This is a genomic window from uncultured Maricaulis sp. (assembly GCF_905480005.1).
GTDB lineage: Bacteria > Pseudomonadota > Alphaproteobacteria > Caulobacterales > Maricaulaceae > Maricaulis.
Map to the genome: position 1 here is coordinate 1 of NZ_CAJQOO010000032.1, position 18076 is coordinate 18076.

Below are 18076 nucleotides of genomic sequence, written 5' to 3' on the forward strand. Positions count from 1 at the left end.
TTCCGCCTGGCGATTTTCGTGCTGGCGGTCTTCGTGGGCTATTACGTCGTCTGGTCGGTGACCCCGGCCCTGCACACGCCGCTGATGGCCGTTACCAATGCCATTTCCTCGGTCATCATCGTCGGCGCCCTTCTGGCGGCCACAGCGACCGCGACCGGCTCTGGTGAAGCTGCGGCCACGGCGGCACAGACCGAAGGGGCCGGCTTCTCGCGCGGGCTTGGCTTCATCGCCATCATCCTGGCCAGTGTGAACATATTCGGCGGCTTCCTCGTCACCCGGCGCATGCTCGCCATGTACAAGAAGAAGGAGCGCTAGACATGTCAGCCAATCTTGCTGCCCTGCTCTATCTGGGCTCCGGCATTCTCTTCATCTTCGCCTTGCGCGGCCTGTCCAATCCGGAAACCGCGCGACGCGGCAATCTGTTTGGCATGGCCGGCATGGCGATCGCCATTGTCACAACCCTGCTTGCAGTCAATCTGGACGGGCCCTCGATCGCCCTGATCATTGGCGGTGTGATGATCGGTGGTGGCATCGGTGCCATCATCGCCCGACGCGTGCCGATGACCGCCATGCCGCAACTGGTCGCCGCCTTCCACTCACTGGTCGGCCTCGCTGCCGTACTGGTTGCGGCGGCAGCGCTCTATGCCCCGGGCGCCTTCCACATTGCCGACGCGATGGGTGACCTCAAACACCTCTCCCTGTTCGAGCTGTCGCTGGGTACGGCGATCGGCGCCATCACCTTCTCCGGTTCGGTGATCGCCTTTGCCAAGCTGAACGGCAACATGTCCGGCGCGCCGATCATGCTCCCGGCCCGTCACCTTTTGAACATCGCCATTGGTGGCTTCATCGTCATCATGATCGCCTTCCTGATGGCCTCGGGCGGTGACGCCAAGACGGCCTTCTGGCTGATCACCCTGGCCGCCTTCGTGCTGGGCGTGACCCTGATCATCCCGATCGGCGGCGCTGACATGCCGGTCGTGGTGTCGATGCTGAACTCCTATTCCGGCTGGGCCGCGGCCGCGCTCGGCTTCACGCTGGAGAACACCGCGCTCCTGGTCACCGGCGCGCTGGTCGGCTCCTCCGGGGCAATCCTGTCCTACATCATGTGCAAGGGTATGAACCGCTCCTTCATCTCGGTCATCCTGGGCGGGTTTGGCGAGAGCGGCGACGCGGCTGCGGCTGCCGGTCCGCAGGGCAATGCCAAACAGGGCTCGGCCGATGACGCCGCCTTTGTGATGAAGAATGCGGGCAAGGTCATTATCGTGCCGGGCTATGGCATGGCCGTCGCCCAGGCCCAGCACGCGCTGCGCGAAATGGGCGATGCACTGAAGGCCGAGGGCGTCGATGTGGCCTATGCCATCCACCCGGTCGCCGGACGGATGCCGGGGCATATGAATGTCCTGCTCGCCGAAGCCAATGTCCCCTATGACGAGGTCTTCGAGCTGGAAGACATCAACTCCGATTTCTCGAATGCCGACGTGGCCTTCGTGATCGGCGCCAATGACGTCACCAATCCGGCCGCCGAGGATGATCCCGCTTCGCCGATCTACGGCATGCCGGTCCTGCAGGTCTGGAAGGCGCGCACCGTCTTCTTCATCAAGCGTTCGCTGGGCTCCGGCTATGCCGGCGTCGAAAACCCGCTCTTCTTCCGCGACAACACGATGATGCTGCTGGGTGATGCGAAGAAGATGACGGAAAGCATTCTGAAGGCGCTGGACTAGGTCCTTTCAGCTGCGGTTCAGCCTCGCTCAGGCAGGCTGGACCGCATGCTGGCCGAACTCGCCCTCACCGCCGCCGCCCTGAGCGGCCCGATCGCCGAAGACTGCACCTTCAACGGCATCCCGCTGCACGGGCGTGTCGAGATCGTGGACAGCTTTCCGGACATCCGGGTGCAACTCGTCACCAGCTTCCCCGACCTCAAGGTCAGGACCGTCACATCCTTCCCGGATGATTGCGGGACATGGGAATTCGTCGACAGCTTCCCGGACTTCACCATCCAGTTCGTGACCAGCTTCCCGGACATCAAGATCGAGTATGTGACGAGCTTTCCCGGGATGCCCTAGCCAGGATATCGGCGGCTAAGGCGAGACCCGGCTGAATTCGAACACCTCGGTCGTCAGGCTGCCATCGCTTTGCCGCATGTCCAGCCGGGCCGTGAACGCGTCTGGCCCACCAAATTCGAGAACGAGACCGCGAAACTCGATGCGCGTTTCCGATATCTGCTCGAAGTGGAAGGTGATCTGTTCAGTCTGGGTTTCCCAGCCCGTGAAGTCGCGGTTGAAATGCTTCACCTGATAGCCGAATTCGCCCTCGGCATTGGTGCCGATCATCAGCATTTCGGTGAATCGGAGCGCGCCTTGAGCAGAATACTGGAAGGCGCCGACCAGCTCGCCGCTCTGCGCGCGCATCCAGCATTCCGACATCTCACCGTCAAACCCGTCCGCGCGCCAGCAACCTTCCATCCAGGACAATTGCTCGAGAACGTCCACATCTGAGGGCCCGGCCTCCACCGACTGAACCATCAGCCCCAAGGCCAGTAATGCATATGTCATCGTCGACGCCTCCTTGCTGCGATCGGGCTCACCCTAATCGAAGTCCGGGGACTCGGCGTGCCCGATCTTGCGATGTTTCTGGTCACGACAACGCTCGACCCCGGGCTCGCAGCGCATCCTTCATCGCACCCCCGCCAGCCCGCGATAGATATAGCCAGCGAATTTCGGCGTCCGCGGCTCATAATCGGCTTCCAGCCGGTCGATCCGGAAACCGCCCTGCTCGATCAGGCGGTCCATCGGACGGGTCAGGTGACAGCCGCCACCGGTGACCTTCCAGATCGGCTCCAGGCGACGCTGCCAGCGCACCACGCCTTCATCGGGAGCCAGTCCATGCTCCATGAAGACCAGACGGCCACCCGGCTTGAGCACACGTCGCATCTCGGCCAGCGCCTGGTCGTAATCGGGGATGGTGCAGAGCGTGAAGGCCAGCAGGACCGTGTCGACAGACTTGTCTTCCAGCGGCAAGGCCTCGCCGGGCGCGTCCAGCAGCTCGACCGGGATGGCCTGGCGATCAATTGCCCGCTGCGCCTTGCGCCGCATGCCAGACGATGGTTCCACGCCGATGATCTGCGAAACCCGGGAGGCGTCGTAGAAGGGCAGATTGGGCCCCGACCCCATGCCCACTTCGAGAACCCGGCCCGAAGCCTCCGGCACCATGATCTTGCGGTGATTGGCGACCGGCTTGCTGCCGCAGGCGCAGGCAATGAGATTGGGTAGTATGCGTTCCTCGTAAAATCCCATGTCGTCCTCTTTGATTTGACCACAGGCTGGCCCGCGGACGCTCACCTGTCCATGCACACAATCGTTAGCGGGCCTGAACGCCCGGGCTGTATTGACAGGACGGGCATGACGCGCGAGATCGCCGCCATGAGCGATGCGCCCCTTCCCTGCAGCCAGGTTCGCCAGATCATGTCCCGTCACGGGCTGATGCGGCGTCTCGCAGCCTTCACCCCGCGCTGGGTCGGGTCCATCCCGCTCAATATTCACGGGCCGGGCGCGGATATCGACCTGGCCTGCTCGGCGACGACCGGGCTGGACGCCTTCAAGCACGCCCTGGCCGTGCTGTGGCCACAGGCTGCCGTAAAGGACAATATCCATGCCGGGGAAGCCTCGGTGATTGCCAGGTTCGAGCTAGAGGGCATTCCAGTCGAGATATTTGGCCGGCTGCGACCGGTGGAGACACATGAAAGCTATGTCCACTGGCTGGCCGAGCATCGCCTGCTCCAGCTCGCCGAGGACCGGCTGAGGCTGGATATCCGGGCAGCCAAGGCTGCCGGCCTCAAGACGGAGCCGGCCTTCGCGCACTGTCTGAAACTGGGTGGCGACGCCTATGTGGAATTGCTGAAACTGGCATCGCCGGGCGATGAGGCGCTGCGGGCCCTGATCGGCCAGGCCGGATACGCGACGCGCTAGTCGCCTGCTTGCGGTCCCGGATCCCGGCCGGTCCGCAGCCAGCCGGTAATCGACACGCGATGGGCGCTGACTGTCTTGGCGACCGGGGTCACTTCATGCGGCTGCGGAACCTTGAACAGGGAAAGCGTATTGCCGCGCGGCACGAAACTGTCGATCACGCGGCCATCAATGGCCTGGAAGGCCAGCGCCCCGCCCCAATCCTTCTGCCACCCCGCGGTCAGTGTGAGGACAAAGGCCGCGACGCGATTCTTGCCAGCCACGCCATCATCATGCGTGGTCAGGAAATGGCCCGCGCGATAGCGGGTCAACTGGGCATCGGCAAAGCTGATATCCGGCGCATCCAGCACCTCGCGCATGGGGTCGAGAAACGCGGCGCTATTGAGCACACCGAACAATTCGGCAAAGACCGGAGCCTCATCGCCCAGCACGCCGCCATGCCATTTGTCGTATAGCGGATAGGTCTCGTAGAGATATTGAAAGCCCTGGGCTGCCCCGGCCCGGACACGGACATCAAATTCCTCGCGCTGCGCCTTGGGCATTTGCGCCATCGCCTGGGCATCGAGATCAAGATGCCGTCCGGCAAGACGGGTCACCAGCGTCCAGCGCGGGATTGCGTCGACCGCCTTGAGCAGGCGTGTATGGGCCGGGCCGAGCAGCGCATTATCAATCTGGCCGCGCGTCAATGCGCGCAGATAATTGGCGGCGTCCTTGCAGCGGTCCGGTGTCAGGTCGAACATGATCTCATCCCTTCGCCACCAGTCTTCCAGACAGCGCGGCCGGACAGAAGTGATAGATCAGCAATTTTCCGGTTCGATTGCAGTGGTCGACACCCGGCGGTCAGGCGCAGGCGGCACAGCGCGGGGCGGCGGGATCGATCTCGAGACGAGGCGGTTCAATGGCTTCGCCGCATTCGGCACACCAGCCAAACTCATCCTCCTCGATCCGCGCCAGCGCGGCGTCGATACGGCGCAATTCCTGGACACGGCGCGCATTGGCGGCCTTGGCCATGGCCTGGACCTGCATGGAATCCTGACGCGAGAGGCGCCCGACCGATTGCTGGTCGAGTTCGACCGGCTTTCGGTCTTCACTGGAGGCGTCGGAATGATCGAGTAATTCCTGACGCAGGGCATTGAGCCGTGCGCGGGCATCTTCAGGGGTCATGTATCCTCACCCTTGCGTGCCAAGACGGCGCAGGCACTATCGGCCTCCTATTGCCGCGCGGCCAGCGCCGCGCACAGCCTGGAGCCCGCCATGCGCGATCACTTCCTGCAACTCGCCGATTACAATGCCTGGGCCAATCGCCGCATCTACGACGCGGCACGCGAAATCGGAGCGGCGGCACGGACGCGCGATATCGGCGCCTATTTCGGCTCGCTGCAAGGCACGTTGACCCACATCCTGGTCGCCGACCAGTTATGGATGGCACGCCTGCTGGCCCAGCCTGCCCCTTATGCAAGGCTGGACGAGACGCCGACCGATGTGTTCGAGACATTGTGGGCCGCCCGGCGCGACCAGGACGCGGCAACCTATGCCTTCATTTCCGGACTGGATGACGCCGCGATCGCCGCCGAGCTGGCCTACCGCGACATGTCAGAAATGCCGCGACGCCTGCCGCGCCGGATCATCCTCACACACATGTTCAACCATGCGACCCACCACCGCGGTCAGGCCCATCACCAGCTCACCCAGCTTGGCCTGGCCGAACCGCCACCGCTGGACCTGCCCTATTTCGTGCTCGACCTTGTGTAGGGACGCCGCACGGGGGGACGCTTGGCTGCGCAATACCGGTGGTGACAAGCGGCCTGGCTGACTAGGCTCCGCAGCGATCAGAATAGGGGGCATTATGTCCGAGACCATTCTCGAACTGTCGAACGTTTCCAAGACGTTCAACGGCAAACCGGCTGTGCGCGATGTCAGTTTCGGCGTCCAGCGCGGCCGCATCACCGGTTTTCTCGGCCCGAACGGCGCCGGCAAGACCACAAGCCTGCGCATGTCACTGGGCATTCTTTCACCCGATCGCGGCTCGGTGAGCCTGTTCGGCGGCAAGCCGCGCCCCGAGGCGCTGGACCGCGTCGGCTTCCTGCCGGAAGAGCGCGGGATCTACCGCAAGATGAAGGTGATCGATGTCATCACCTTCTTCGCCCGCCTGAAGGGCGTTGGCGCTGCGGAGGCTCGCAAGCGCGGCCTCGCCATGCTGGAGGAATTCGACCTTCCCGGCGTCGCCGACAGCAAGGTGAAGACCCTCTCCAAGGGCATGGCCCAGAAGGTCCAGATCATCTCGACCCTCGTGCACGAACCGGAATTCATCATTCTCGACGAGCCCTTCTCGGGCCTCGACCCGGTCAACCAGAATGCGCTGGAACAAATCGTCCGCCGCCAGGCCGAGGCCGGGCGGACCGTCCTGTTCTCGACCCATGTCATGGAACATGCCGAGCGCCTGTGCGACCAGATCGTGCTGGTCGCCAAGGGCCGCAAGGTCTTCGATGGCAGCGTCAAGGAAGCGCTCGGCGAGGTTCCGCGCCGGGTGACCGTGGAGGTCGCCTCCGACCACGACCTCAGTCAACTCCTCGTCGGGAAAGGCCAGGTCGCGCGCGAGGCACCGGTCGACGGCAATGCCGTCTGGACCATTGACCTCGCCTCCGGCGCCGATGCCCAGGACGTGCTGAAGGCTTGCGTCGATGGCGGCGTGAAGCTCGCCCGCTTCGAGCCCGTCCGTGCGCACCTCCATGACGCCTTTGTCCATCTTGTCGGCTCGAGCGCCGCAGCCGAAACGGAGACCGTGTGATGCGTGCCATCTATCTTATCGCTCGCCGCGAATTCCTGTCCTATGTCGCCACATGGGGTTTCTGGCTGTCGCTCGCCTCTGTTCCCATGTTCATGGCGCTGGGTATCGGCATGCCGATCCTGATCGAGAACTCCCAACCGACCCGCTATTACGTCCTCGTTGACCAAACCGGTGGTGAGCTGGAGGCCGCGCTGGAGGTCCAGGCCGAGGCCAGCCGCGCTGAAGCTCTGGAACGCACGCGTGAGGCGATGCGCGAGATGTTCGGCGATCTGCCGCAGATCGACGCGGCCCTGGCTTCGCAGACGCAATTGTCGGATGAGCGCTATTTGCGCGTCGATGTCGGCGAGACCGAGCTGGATGCCTTGCGGCCCTATCTGACCAACGGAGCGACCTTCACGTCCTCCGCCGGCGAGCATGGCCTGTTTGCGGTCATCTTCCTGCGCCAGGGCGCGGACGGAGCGATTGAGGTCGATTACTGGAGCACCAATCTCTCGGATAGTAATTTGCGCTCCCAGATCCGGAATTCGCTGCGCAATCACATGCAGACCCAGTATCTCATCGATGCCGGCGTGAACCCGCAATTGATCGAGACTGCCGAGGAGCTGTCGCCCACGGTACGCGCCCTCAATCCCGAACGGACAGGTGACACAGCGGAAGTTACCGAAGCCGACCGCGTCCCGCTGATTGTGAGCTTGTTCGCCGCCCTCGGCCTGTGGGTGATCATCTTCTCGGTGGTCAACATGCTGCTGAGCGCCATGATCGAGGAGAAGGGCAACAAGATCCTGGAAATGATGCTGGCCTCGACCCGGCATCATGAAATCCTGACCGGCAAGCTGCTTGGCGTCGCCGCCGTTTCCGCCACGCTTCTGGTGGTCTGGGGCGGCATGGGTCTGCTGGGAACATTGGGCGTGCAACAGGTCGCCGCCTCGGCCGACATGCCGATCGCGGAAATCCTCGCCGCCCTGCTCGATCCGGGCCTGCTGCTGCCGGCTCTCGGCTATTTCATCATCGGTTATCTGATGTATGGCGCGCTTTTCCTGGCCATCGGCTCGCTGTGCGAGACCCTGCAGGACGCCCAGACCCTGATGACCCCGATGATGCTGATCATGATGGTCCCGATCTTCCTGGTCATGATGGCCTTCGAGTCCCCGGACTCGCCAGTCGTCGCGATTGCCAGCTGGGTCCCGCTGTGGACGCCCTTCATCATGCTGGCGCGCCTGCCGCACGAAGTCGGCATGGTCGAGGTTCTTGGCACCACAGCCGCGATGGTCGCCTTTGCTGCCTTCGTGATCTGGGGCTCGGGTGTGTTGTTCCGCATGGGCGCGCTCAACCAGGCCAATCAGGACACGGTGAAAGCCTGGTTCAGCTTCGGCGGCAAGAAGACGCCGGCGGAGGGGTGAGTTAGCCGGCTCCGGGCCCGGGTCGGACGGTCACCGCCCGGGCCTCGACCGGCTCACCGCACTCGGAGCAGCTCAGGACGCTGTGAAACTCATGACCACAGCTGATGTGGGTGTGGACGACCGGCGGGCCATCAGCACCGGCATAGTGCCGGTCACCCCAATGCACCAGAGACAGGAGGGCGGGATAGAGATCCCGCCCTTTTGCCGTCAGCCGGTATTCGTGGCGCAGCGGCCGTGTCTGATAGGCCTGCTTCTCCAGAACACCATGTTCGACCAGATGCGAGAGACGCTCGGTCAGGACTCGCCGGGCGATACCCAGGCGGCTCTGGAAATCGTCGAAACGGCGCACTTTCAGAAAGGCCTCTCGCAGGACCATCAAGGTCCAGCGATCGCCGATCACCGCCAGGGTGCGGGCCAGTGAACATGTCTCGTCTGACAACTCGTTCCAACGCATTCCGATCCTATGCCATTGACTCAGTCTTGTTTCAAGACTTAGCTGACATCGAACAGCGATGGGGGGAAGGATGGCCACACGGAATGCGAGCTGCGCGATCATCGGGGCCGGCGACTATATCGGGGCCGCGATTGCCCGGAAATTTGCCGCCGAGGGCTATGTGGTCCATGCCGGCCGCCGCAATGCCGACAAGCTGGAGCCGCTATGCGCCGAGATCGCGGCGGCGGGCGGGCGATGCGTGCCTCACCAGCTCGACGCCCGCCAGGAAGACAGCGTCAGGGCCTTCCTCGAGGCCGCAAACGCCGATGCCCCTCTGGACGTGGTGATTTCCAATCCCGGTGCCAATGTCAATTTTCCGCTTCTGGAGACCACGGACCGGGTTTTCACCAAAGTCTGGGAACTGGCCTGCAAGGCCGGTTTCCTGAGCGGGCGAGAAGCCGCGCGGATCATGCTGGAGAACGGCCGCGGCGGATCCATCTTCTTCACCGGCGCGACCGCGAGCCTGCGCGGCGGTTCCGGTTATGCCGCCTTTGCCAGCGCCAAGGCCGGGTTGAGGATGATGGCCCAGGCGATGGCCCGTGAGCTGGGTCCCAAAAACATCCACGTGGCCCATTTGGTCATTGATGCCGGTGTCGACACGGCTTTTGTTCGCGAACGTATCCGCGCCGCCCATGGCGCCGATGCCGAAGCCAACCTGCCCGAAGGCGCCCTTACCCAACCGGCCTCCATCGCAAATGCCTATTGGGCGCTGCACCAACAGACGCCGGATGCCTGGACGTTCGAGATGGACCTGCGCCCCCATGGAGAGACCTGGTAATGACCGAGATTGAATACCTGATCGATTTTGCCAGCCCGAATGCCTGGCTGACCCACAAGGCCCTGCCGGGGCTGCTGGAACGCACCGGGGCAAGTGTCCGCTACACGCCGGTCCTGCTGGGCGGGCTGTTCAAGCTGACCGGCAATCAGGCACCGATGATCGCGTATGCCGACATCCCCAACAAGCTGGCCTATGAGGGCCGTGAGTTCGAGCGCTTCATCGAGCGCCACGGCATCACCGGCTTCCAGTTTAATCCGCACTTCCCGGTCAACACGCTCCTGCTGATGCGCATGGCAATCGCCGCTGACGCCGCCGGCGTCCTGCCCGCCTTCATCGAGGCCGGATTCCATCACATGTGGGAAGATCCGAAGAACATGTCCGACGCCGCGATCATTGCCGGCGCCCTGGCGGACAGCGGACTGGATGTCGAGGGTCTGCTGGCGGCGGCCGCGACACCGGACGTCAAGGCCAGGCTGATCGCCAACACGGATGACGCCGTGGCCCGGGGAGCCTTCGGAATCCCGTCCTTCTTCGTCAGGGGCGAGCTTTATTTCGGCAAGAACACGCTGGACGATATCGAACGCGCTGTCTCTGCGTCCTGATAGCCGGGCAATCTGAATCCCGGGCAAAAGGAAACCGCCGTGCCCGATCGGACACGGCGGTTTCACTTTACTCGCAATGAGGTCTGGCGACCCTAGCGGCGCGCGCTGCCACCGCCACGCTTGGCGATCAGGCCTTCGCGCTGTGCCCGCTTGCGGGCCAACTTACGCGCCCGGCGAATGGCTTCAGCCTTCTGGCGAGCCTTCTTCTCCGAGGGCTTCTCGTAATGATTACGACGCTTCATTTCGCGGAAAGTACCTTCCCGCTGCATCTTCTTTTTCAGCGCGCGGAGCGCTTGCTCCACGTTATTGTCGCGCACAACGATCTGTACGATGGCTCTCTCTCCATTAGGTTGGACGCGAGGGCCATTCCTCACGCCGCTAGTTCGCCAGAGGCGGGGCTACTAGCAGGCCTGCGACCACGTGTCCACACTATCAGCACACACGGGCGAGGTGACGAAGTCACTGCACTGGTCTAGACAGATCGACATGATGGAAGCCGATACCCTGCCCCGCTCCGTGAAGGATAGCACACGCGACGCGCTTTTAGAGTCGATTCTACCGTTGGCCGCCTTTGATGGCTGGACCGATGACAGTTTCGACCAGGCCTGCGCCGATGCCGGCATAGACAAGGGCCAGGCCCGGCTGGCCTGCCCGCGGGGTTCGCTCGATCTGATCGTGCGCTGGTCAAGACGGCTCGACCAGGCGGTCGTGGCTGCAGTGCGCGACGCCGACATCAAGTCAATGAAGATCCGCGAACGGGTCCGATTCGGGGTCATGGCCAGACTGGAAGCCATCGGCACGCATGAAGAGGCCGCCCGCAGGGCACGTTCACGCCTGATGCTGCCCGATGCCGCCAGCGAGGCGCCGCAGCTCCTCTGGGCCACGGCAGACACGATCTGGCGGGCCATTGGCGACACATCCACCGATGTGAACTTCTATTCCAAGCGCACAATCCTCGCCGGTGTCTATGGCTCGACCCTGTCGAGCTGGCTCAATGAGGCCGACACCGAGAAGCAGGAAGCCCAGGCTTTCCTCGACCGTCGGATCCAGAATGTGATGGATTTCGAGAAGACCAAGGCCAATATCGCCAAGCTGACAGCGGAGCTGCCAGATCTCGCCGGCCTGCTGGGAAAGCTGCGCCACGGCCCGGGTCCCCGGGTCTAGCCCACCCGGCCCCGGCATTTCCCCGGTTTAAATCCACCTCGACAATACCCACATTCTGTTTGCGAGTTTTATCGACGCGCGGCGCCGTGCCACCTATCGCCCGCCCTGCGCCGGGCGCATTGTTCTGGCATGCACCGTCCCAACCGGGAGACCGACATGCCGACGACGGACCACATCATTCTCGACCAACACCGCAAGCCGGAAGGCCTTGGCGACCACATCGCCTTCGGCTTCGTGAAATTCCTGCGCTTCATCGCCGACACCTTCTTTGCCAAGCGCTATGGCCACCGTGCGGTGGTGCTGGAAACCGTCGCCGCTGTACCCGGCATGGTCGGCGGCTTGTTGCAGCACCTCAAGGCGATACGCCGGATTCGCGATGATGAAGGCTGGATCCGCACCCTGCTGGACGAGGCAGAGAATGAGCGCATGCACTTGATGACCTTCATCGAGATCGCCAAGCCAACCCTGTTCGAGCGCATCGTAATCATGATCGTGCAGGCGATCTTCTATAATTGCTATTTCTTCCTCTACCTTTTCGCCCCGCGCACGGCGCACCGGGTGGTCGGCTATTTCGAGGAGGAGGCGGTGATCAGCTACACGCAATATCTCGAAGGCATCGATGCCGGAAAGCACGAGAATGTGCCGGCCCCGCAGATCGCCATCGATTACTGGAAACTGCCCGCCAATGCCCGACTGCGCGATGTCGTGGTCGCGGTCCGGGCCGACGAGGCCGGCCATCGCGACGTCAATCACGACTATGCCGACCAGCTGAGCCGGAAGCCGCGCGAACAGACAGCCTAGCTTTCGGCCGCCGACCAGCGCGGTGAATGGAACCAGGTATTGTGCGCCTCGACCTGGACCAGATCGCGCTCCGGCCAGCGCAAGGCTGTCAGGTGGCCGCCAAAGACACAGCCGGTATCAATGCAGAGCACATTATTGCGCTCGCGCACGTGCGGCTCGGCGACATGGCCGTGCACGACGGTCGGCTCGCCCGCATAATTACGCGCCCAGTCACGCCGGACCGGCAGGCCGTGATGGTCACGCTCGCCGGTGACCTCTCCATACATGGCAAATGTACGCACGCGACGTGTGTCCTCGCCATGCATGTCGGCGGTGACGCCGGCATGAGCGACGATCAGCGCACCCTCATCCAGGATCAGGTGATGCGGCAGGGAGTCGATAAAGTCGGCCATGTCGCGGTGAAACGCGTCCGGCTCGGCGGCCATCTGTTCGATGGTCTCCTCGATCCCGTGCGTGATCTTCACATCACGGCCCGCCAACCAGCGCCGGAACTTGTCGTCATGATTGCCGACCACGCAATAACCTCGCCCCGCCGTCACGGTTGCATGCACGGTACGGAGCACGCCGGGACTGTCCGGACCGCGATCGACAAGATCGCCGAGAAAAACCGGCCGGCGCCCTTCCGGGTTATGCCAGTCATGCACGTCACGCCGGTCATAGCCTAGGGTTTCGAGCAGAACCGCAAGCTCGTCGAAGCAACCGTGAATATCGCCAATCAGGTCGAACGGTCCGCGGTCATCAATATAGGCGCGCGGGTCGGGGGACGTTCGCATCATGCCCTTAACATAAGGGGTCCGACGGGCATTGAAAGGAGGCTCAGAGCGCCGACAACCGATTCACATGACCCATTTTGCGGCCGGCCCGCGTCTCGCGCTTGCCGTAGAGGTGCAGGCGCGCAGCTGAATCACCGGCCAGCTCGGACCAGGCATCGGCATCATGACCGATCAGATTGGTCATCACACAGGCCGAATGGGCCGACGGGTCGCCCAGCGACCAGCCCGCCACCGCGCGCATGTGCTGTTCGAACTGGTCACAGCCGCAAGCATCCATCGTCCAGTGACCGGTATTGTGTACGCGCGGCGCAATCTCGTTGACGATGAGTTCGCCCTCACCCAGATCAAACAGCTCGACCGCGAACACGCCGACATGCTCGAGACCATCTCCCAGGGCCCGGGCAATCGCCAGGGCGCTATCCTGGGTGGCGCCATCAACCCCGGGCGCCGGAGCGGTGGTCGTCTTCAATATGCCGTCGCCATGAATATTCTCGGACAGGGGGAAGGCCAGGACTTCACCCGTGATCGAACGGGCCGCGACAACGGAAAGCTCGCGCCTGAACGCTGCGGCGCCTTCCAGAATCGCCGGCTGGCCACCGATCGCCTTCCAGGCGACGGGGGCATCCTCGACCTTCCGGATCCAAGCCTGGCCCTTGCCGTCATAACCAAAGCGCCGGGTCTTCAGCACGGCCGGCAGGCCAATATTCTCGATCGCCGCTTCCAGACTGTCGACATCATCGACCTGGGCAAAGGGAACGGTCTTCACGCCCTGTCGATTGATAAAGTGCTTCTCGATGAAACGGTCTTGGGTCAGTTCCAGCGACCTGACGCCGGGTCGCAGCGGCGCTGTCGCGGCGGCGATGGCGACGGTCTCGACCGGGACATTTTCGAACTCATAGGTGACGGCATCGCAGCGACTGGCAAAGTTCGCGACCGCGCCGGCATCATCCCAGGGCGCGCAATAACTACGCGCGGCCACGCGGCTGGCCGGACAATCGGGTTCGGGATCATAGATATGGACGTCAAAGCCCAGCGCGGCGCCGGCCGACGCCAGCATGCGGCCCAGCTGACCGCCACCGAGAATCCCGATCACACTGCCCGGAGCCAGCGGCGCATCGCTCATCGCATCAGTCCTCGACTGTCACCGGAACACTATCGGTCTGCGCCTGACGCCAGGCATGCAGCCGCTCGGCCAGGCCGCTATCCATCAAGGAGAGGATGGATGCCGCCAGAAGGCCGGCATTCTTCGCGCCCGCATCGCCAATGGCCAGCGTCCCGACCGGCACGCCGCCGGGCATCTGGACGATGGAGAGGAGACTGTCCTGCCCGTTCAACGCCTTGGATTTCACAGGAACGCCCAGAACCGGAAGCGAAGTCATCGAGGCGACCATGCCGGGCAGGTGTGCGGCGCCACCGGCACCCGCGATCACGACCTTGACGCCGCGCTCCCGCGCCGTCCTGGAAAAACTGACCAGCCGATCCGGCGTCCGATGGGCGGACACGACCTGGGCGTCGAAGCTGATTCCCAACTCTTCGAGAATGGCAGCGGCCTTCCCCATGGTCGGCCAATCAGAGCGCGAGCCCATGATGATGGCGACATCGACGGCTGATGTGGAGAGGTCGGTGGAGGACGGCGAAACAACGCTCATGACGCTTCCTGCGCGTGAAAAGGAAGCGCGCGACCATAGCTCTGCGCGCGTGAAGGTCAAGAAGATCCAGCAAGGCAAGGGCAAGACGGGCCCGCGCTTGACCGTTTCTTAACCACAACTCGCGAGCCTAGGTGCGAACAGATTCGAATAGGATCGAGCCATGCGCATCGGACCGACCAGCCCGACCGGGAATGTCTCCCGCCCCGGAAAAACCGAAACTGCCCGCAAGTCCGGCACGGCGAGCGCGAGTCCGCCCACCTCGGATGCCGCCTCGATCATGGGTGTTCCGGAAGCGGAACTGACACCCAATGTCCAGCGCGCCCTGCTGTCATTGATGGGCGAAGTTGATCAGCTCCGCAAGGAAACCGAGCGCTTGCGCGGCCGCGTCCGCGAACTGGAATCCCTCGCCGATCACGACGTCATGCTGCCCGTTCTGAACCGCCGCGCCTTCCTGCGCGAAGTCAGCCGCGCCCTCGCCCTGGCCGAACGCCATAATGCACCGTCTGCCCTGATCTATTTTGACCTCAACGGCTTCAAGGCCATCAATGACGATTATGGCCATGCTGCCGGCGACGCCGCGCTGCATCATGTCGCAAACCTGCTGACCGCCCATGTGCGCGAGACCGATGCGGTGGGCCGCCTTGGCGGCGACGAGTTTGCGGTCGTGTTGACCCTGACCGGCGCCGATGGCGCCGAAAGCAAGGCACGTGAGCTCGCCGAGCGCGTCTCGACGACACCGTTCGACTACGCCGGACGCAAGCTGACGGTTGGAACGGCCTGGGGCTGCCAGCCCCTGATGGCCGGACACAAGGCCGAGGACATCATGGCGAGCGCGGATGCGGCCATGTATGCCTGCAAGCAGTCGCAGAAGTCCGAACAGGACGAAAAGCGCAAGCAGGCCTGATCGCCCGCCCGGATGGCAGGCTGCAAATTCAGGCGATGATGTCGGGTGTGATCTGGTCTTCGAGCTGCGAGATCTGATCCTTGATCCGTAGCTTCTCTTTCTTCAGACGGGCGAATTTGAGCTGATCGATCACCCCGTTCTCGGCCAGGACATCGACTTCGTGATTGAGGGTTTCATGCTGCTCCCGCAGGCGCTCGATCCGGTCGGTCAGGGCCTGTTGGTCCAGGAATTCTCCATCCATTCCTCAGCCGTCTCTTTCTGATCTGGTTCTGATCTTGTTTTGATCAACGTCGTCCGGCCATCGGACCGGCCACCACGAATGGCGGCCCACTCTGCCGCGAATGGCGAAGCGCATAAGGTACCGCCATTCGCCGGTCAAATAAATCGCCTATCGCGCTGCAGGTGCGAACATCACCCTAGCGACGACCGCCTTCGAGATCCTCGCCCCAGCGCCGGGTCCCGTCCCAGTCCAGCCCGAACAGGTCCAGAGCCCGCCCGACCGATTGATCAACCAGATCGTCAATACAGGTTGGCTTGGCGTAAAAGGCCGGCAGAGGCGGGCAAATCACGGCTCCCATCTCGGTCAACGCTTCCATTGTGCGCAGATGACCAAGGTGGAAGGGCGTCTCGCGCACCATGAGCACCAGGCGTCGCCGCTCCTTGAGCACCACGTCTGCGGCGCGTGTCAGGAGGCTTGATGTCACACCTGTCGCGATTTCGGACATGGTCTTCACAGAGCATGGCGCGATCAACATGCCGCGCGTCGCAAAGGAGCCCGAAGCGATCGGCGCGCCCACATCCGGCATTTTGTAGACATGGTCGGCCTTGGCCCGGAAGTCCTTGATGGAAAACTCGGTTTCATACCCAAGCGTCATCTCGGCAGCCTTCGAGGCGACCAGGTGTGTCTCGACACCCAGCGCCTTCAGCGCTTCCATTGCCCGTATCCCGTAAATGATGCCGGAGGCGCCCGACACCCCGACAATCATCCGATCCGGCTTCACCATCTTCTAACCTCGAAACGTTTCGTGAATAGACATAAGGCGGGAACATGCTTCAATCGAGGTTCCACTTCACAAAAGGGAGACGTCTCCATGCCCATCGAAGCCCGCATCCGTGAGCTCGACGCTAAGCACACGCGTCTGGATACACAAATCGACGAGGTCACGAAGCACCCGTCGGCGGATTCCCTGGAACTGGCGCGACTCAAGAAACAAAAGCTCAGGCTCAAGGAGCAGATAGAAAGTTTGCGACTAGCGGCGCACGAGACGCTGACGGGTTAGCGGATTACATCAGAGCAATTATCTGTGGGGCGGCTTTCGGGCCGCCCTTTTTGCGCGCTACACTGACCATCAGGATATCACGGAGTTGTTGATGCGTTTTCCCGCTGCCCTGGCTGCCCTCGCCCTCATGCTGCCCGCCGCCCTGGCGCCGGCGCATGCCCAGACCGGGGTCGAGACGCCCGCCTGTTCCGCCGGGAGCGCTGCGCTCGGTCTCGGCGATCATGATGAAGCCGTCCGCCTGCTGCGCGAATGCCTCGACGCGGCCGAGCTGGAAATGAACCAGGAAATCGCCGTCTATGCCGCTCTCGGGGCCGCATTGCTCGCTCAGCAGGATTTCCAGGCCGCGCTGGAGGCCTATAATTTTGCCTTCGCCATTGTCGAGACACGGGGCGGCCGCATGGTCGAGCCGACCCTTTACCGCAATCGCGGCATCGCCCGTTCCGAGCTTGGCCAGTATGACGGCGCTCTGGATGACCTCGCGCAAGCCGCCCGGGCGGCGCCGGATGACACGCTGACCCAGGTCTCCCTGGGCGTTGTCTATCAGGCCCTCGACCGGGACGCCGAAGCCGTGGTCGCCTTCGACAATGTCGTCCGTCTTGAACCGGACTGGATCGGCGCCTGGATCAATCGTTCCGGTGCCCTGCTTGACGCGGGCATGACCCGCTCCGCCGTCGACGATGCGCGCCGTGCGGTCGAGCTCGATCCGGCCAATGGCAACGCGCTCAACATGCTGTGCTGGACCCTTATCCAGGATAGCCGGGCCGAGACCGCGTTGCCGCTTTGCGAGCAAGCCGTTGCCGCCGAGCCGGACGTGGGCGCCATCGTTCATTCGCACGCTGCGGCCCTGGAGGCACTCGGCCGCCTGGACGAAGCCCTGCCGCTCTATCGGCGCGCCTGGCAGCTCTCGCCGGAAGACCCGGAAATCACCGAAGACTATGAGCGCACCCACAATCCCTGAGCCCGGGTCGGGTTCGGGGACTTCTGCGATGGATTGCCAGCCGCCCCCGCCTGTGCAAGGTCAGCATCTGGTGGTCACGCGCAAGCGCGGCGGCAATGAGGATTGAGCATGGGTGATCGCGTCGCAATCGTAACCGGAGGCGCCAATGGTATCGGCAAAGCCTGTGCCCGTCGTCTCTCTGAAGATGGCTGCCATGTCGTCATCGCCGATATCGACACGCATGCCGGCCAGGCCCTGGCCGACGAGCTCGGGGCCGACAAGGGCAAGGCACTCTTCGTGTCCTGCAATGTCGCCGACCGGCTTGCCGTGAATAATCTCCTGTCGGAGACCCGCTCCACTTTCGACCGTCTCGATGTGCTGGTGAACAATGCCGGCATCGTGGCAGGCGGCAATATTCTCGACCTCTCCGAAGCCGATTTCGACAAGGTGATGGGCGTCAATCTGCGCGGCGCCTTCCTGGTCGCGCGCGAGGCCGCCCGCCAGATGGTCGACCAGATCGAGGAAGATGGCGAGCGCGCCGAAGA

26 protein-coding genes are annotated in these 18076 nt (G+C 63.3%); 15 read left to right on the forward strand and 11 right to left on the reverse strand.

The window, feature by feature from the left end:
* The 3 genes from QZ266_RS04095 to QZ266_RS04105 form a co-directional block, all read left to right on the forward strand.
* A partial coding sequence (locus QZ266_RS04095) for a proton-translocating transhydrogenase family protein (RefSeq protein ID WP_295691869.1) occupies positions 1–315 on the forward strand: 315 nt, incomplete at its 5' end.
* A gap of 2 nt (positions 316–317) precedes the next feature.
* On the forward strand, positions 318–1721 hold the full coding sequence (locus tag QZ266_RS04100; protein WP_295691870.1) for an NAD(P)(+) transhydrogenase (Re/Si-specific) subunit beta: 1404 nt from the start codon (positions 318–320) through the stop codon (positions 1719–1721).
* Positions 1722–1766: 45 nt separating this feature from the next.
* On the forward strand, positions 1767–2063 hold the full coding sequence (locus QZ266_RS04105; RefSeq protein ID WP_295691872.1) for a hypothetical protein: 297 nt from the start codon (positions 1767–1769) through the stop codon (positions 2061–2063).
* Positions 2064–2078: 15 nt separating this feature from the next.
* Here QZ266_RS04105 and QZ266_RS04110 read toward each other — a convergent pair whose 3' ends face one another.
* Complete coding sequence (locus QZ266_RS04110; protein WP_295691873.1) at positions 2079–2552, reverse strand: DUF6265 family protein; 474 nt, start codon at positions 2550–2552, stop codon at positions 2079–2081.
* 120 nt (positions 2553–2672) lie between these two features.
* The gene (locus QZ266_RS04115; RefSeq protein WP_295691875.1) at positions 2673–3293 is read right to left on the reverse strand and encodes a class I SAM-dependent methyltransferase; all 621 of its coding nucleotides are present in this window, start codon (positions 3291–3293) and stop codon (positions 2673–2675) included.
* Between the two features lie 105 nt (positions 3294–3398).
* On the opposite strand from QZ266_RS04115, the gene QZ266_RS04120 reads away from it, so the two are divergent.
* Positions 3399–3965 (forward strand): DUF4269 domain-containing protein, encoded by a 567-nt coding sequence (locus QZ266_RS04120; RefSeq protein WP_295691877.1) that lies wholly within the window; start codon positions 3399–3401, stop codon positions 3963–3965.
* Here the strand turns inward: QZ266_RS04120 and QZ266_RS04125 are convergent.
* The gene (locus tag QZ266_RS04125; RefSeq protein WP_295691878.1) at positions 3962–4702 is read right to left on the reverse strand and encodes a 2OG-Fe(II) oxygenase family protein; all 741 of its coding nucleotides are present in this window, start codon (positions 4700–4702) and stop codon (positions 3962–3964) included. The two genes, QZ266_RS04120 and QZ266_RS04125, sit on opposite strands and share 4 nt — an antisense overlap.
* A gap of 100 nt (positions 4703–4802) precedes the next feature.
* Positions 4803–5126 carry a TraR/DksA C4-type zinc finger protein gene (locus QZ266_RS04130; protein ID WP_295691879.1) on the reverse strand — a complete coding sequence of 108 codons (324 nt, stop codon included), beginning with the start codon at positions 5124–5126 and terminating at the stop codon, positions 4803–4805.
* A gap of 90 nt (positions 5127–5216) precedes the next feature.
* On the opposite strand from QZ266_RS04130, the gene QZ266_RS04135 reads away from it, so the two are divergent.
* The 3 genes from QZ266_RS04135 (at position 5217) to QZ266_RS04145 (ending at position 8150) form a co-directional block, all read left to right on the forward strand.
* Entirely contained in the window at positions 5217–5714 is a 498-nt protein-coding gene (locus QZ266_RS04135; protein ID WP_295691881.1) for a DinB family protein, read from the forward strand.
* Positions 5715–5808: 94 nt separating this feature from the next.
* Positions 5809–6750 (forward strand): ABC transporter ATP-binding protein, encoded by a 942-nt coding sequence (locus QZ266_RS04140; RefSeq protein WP_295691882.1) that lies wholly within the window; start codon positions 5809–5811, stop codon positions 6748–6750.
* Positions 6750–8150 carry an ABC transporter permease gene (locus QZ266_RS04145; RefSeq protein WP_295691883.1) on the forward strand — a complete coding sequence of 467 codons (1401 nt, stop codon included), beginning with the start codon at positions 6750–6752 and terminating at the stop codon, positions 8148–8150. Before QZ266_RS04140 ends, QZ266_RS04145 begins: the two co-directional genes overlap by 1 nt.
* A 1-nt stretch (position 8151) precedes the next feature.
* Here QZ266_RS04145 and QZ266_RS04150 read toward each other — a convergent pair whose 3' ends face one another.
* Positions 8152–8604, reverse strand: coding sequence for a helix-turn-helix domain-containing protein (locus QZ266_RS04150; RefSeq protein WP_295691885.1), 453 nt, complete (start codon positions 8602–8604; stop codon positions 8152–8154).
* 70 nt (positions 8605–8674) lie between these two features.
* On the opposite strand from QZ266_RS04150, the gene QZ266_RS04155 reads away from it, so the two are divergent.
* Positions 8675–9421: an SDR family NAD(P)-dependent oxidoreductase gene (locus QZ266_RS04155; RefSeq protein WP_295691886.1), complete on the forward strand. Its 747-nt coding sequence runs from the start codon at positions 8675–8677 to the stop codon at positions 9419–9421.
* Positions 9421–10023 carry a 2-hydroxychromene-2-carboxylate isomerase gene (locus tag QZ266_RS04160; RefSeq protein ID WP_295691888.1) on the forward strand — a complete coding sequence of 201 codons (603 nt, stop codon included), beginning with the start codon at positions 9421–9423 and terminating at the stop codon, positions 10021–10023. The genes QZ266_RS04155 and QZ266_RS04160 overlap by 1 nt, the downstream gene beginning before the upstream one ends.
* A gap of 92 nt (positions 10024–10115) precedes the next feature.
* Here QZ266_RS04160 and rpsU read toward each other — a convergent pair whose 3' ends face one another.
* Positions 10116–10397 (reverse strand): 30S ribosomal protein S21, encoded by a 282-nt coding sequence (gene rpsU / locus QZ266_RS04165; protein WP_366523930.1) that lies wholly within the window; start codon positions 10395–10397, stop codon positions 10116–10118.
* 76 nt (positions 10398–10473) lie between these two features.
* Between rpsU and QZ266_RS04170 the strand changes: the two genes are divergently transcribed.
* Together QZ266_RS04170 and QZ266_RS04175 are read left to right on the forward strand one after the other, a co-directional pair.
* The gene (locus QZ266_RS04170; protein WP_295691889.1) at positions 10474–11187 is read left to right on the forward strand and encodes a COQ9 family protein; all 714 of its coding nucleotides are present in this window, start codon (positions 10474–10476) and stop codon (positions 11185–11187) included.
* Between the two features lie 156 nt (positions 11188–11343).
* Positions 11344–11988 (forward strand): alternative oxidase, encoded by a 645-nt coding sequence (locus QZ266_RS04175; protein ID WP_295691891.1) that lies wholly within the window; start codon positions 11344–11346, stop codon positions 11986–11988.
* Here QZ266_RS04175 and QZ266_RS04180 read toward each other — a convergent pair.
* Genes QZ266_RS04180 through purE form a run of 3 tightly spaced genes read right to left on the reverse strand, consistent with a single transcriptional unit; the run spans position 11985 to position 14410 of the window.
* The gene (locus QZ266_RS04180; RefSeq protein ID WP_295691892.1) at positions 11985–12764 is read right to left on the reverse strand and encodes a metallophosphoesterase; all 780 of its coding nucleotides are present in this window, start codon (positions 12762–12764) and stop codon (positions 11985–11987) included. The genes QZ266_RS04175 and QZ266_RS04180 overlap by 4 nt on opposite strands.
* Before the next feature lie 40 nt (positions 12765–12804).
* Positions 12805–13884, reverse strand: a complete 1080-nt coding sequence (locus tag QZ266_RS04185; protein ID WP_295691894.1) for a 5-(carboxyamino)imidazole ribonucleotide synthase — start codon at positions 13882–13884, stop codon at positions 12805–12807.
* Between the two features lie 4 nt (positions 13885–13888).
* On the reverse strand, positions 13889–14410 hold the full coding sequence (purE, locus tag QZ266_RS04190; protein ID WP_295691896.1) for a 5-(carboxyamino)imidazole ribonucleotide mutase: 522 nt from the start codon (positions 14408–14410) through the stop codon (positions 13889–13891).
* 160 nt (positions 14411–14570) lie between these two features.
* Between purE and QZ266_RS04195 the strand changes: the two genes are divergently transcribed.
* On the forward strand, positions 14571–15314 hold the full coding sequence (locus QZ266_RS04195) for a GGDEF domain-containing protein (protein WP_295691897.1): 744 nt from the start codon (positions 14571–14573) through the stop codon (positions 15312–15314).
* 28 nt (positions 15315–15342) lie between these two features.
* On the opposite strand, the gene QZ266_RS04200 is transcribed toward QZ266_RS04195, so the two are convergent.
* Complete coding sequence (locus tag QZ266_RS04200; protein WP_295691900.1) at positions 15343–15555, reverse strand: DUF465 domain-containing protein; 213 nt, start codon at positions 15553–15555, stop codon at positions 15343–15345.
* Positions 15556–15730: 175 nt separating this feature from the next.
* A complete protein-coding gene (locus tag QZ266_RS04205) occupies positions 15731–16318 on the reverse strand; it encodes a UbiX family flavin prenyltransferase (RefSeq protein WP_295691902.1) in 588 nt (195 codons plus the stop codon).
* A gap of 87 nt (positions 16319–16405) precedes the next feature.
* On the opposite strand from QZ266_RS04205, the gene QZ266_RS04210 reads away from it, so the two are divergent.
* The 3 genes from QZ266_RS04210 to QZ266_RS04220 form a co-directional block, all read left to right on the forward strand.
* The gene (locus tag QZ266_RS04210) at positions 16406–16594 is read left to right on the forward strand and encodes a DUF465 domain-containing protein (RefSeq protein ID WP_295691903.1); all 189 of its coding nucleotides are present in this window, start codon (positions 16406–16408) and stop codon (positions 16592–16594) included.
* Positions 16595–16685: 91 nt separating this feature from the next.
* Positions 16686–17552 (forward strand): tetratricopeptide repeat protein, encoded by an 867-nt coding sequence (locus QZ266_RS04215; RefSeq protein WP_295691904.1) that lies wholly within the window; start codon positions 16686–16688, stop codon positions 17550–17552.
* A gap of 108 nt (positions 17553–17660) precedes the next feature.
* On the forward strand, positions 17661–18076 hold a 416-nt coding region (locus QZ266_RS04220; RefSeq protein WP_295691906.1), incomplete at its 3' end, for an SDR family NAD(P)-dependent oxidoreductase.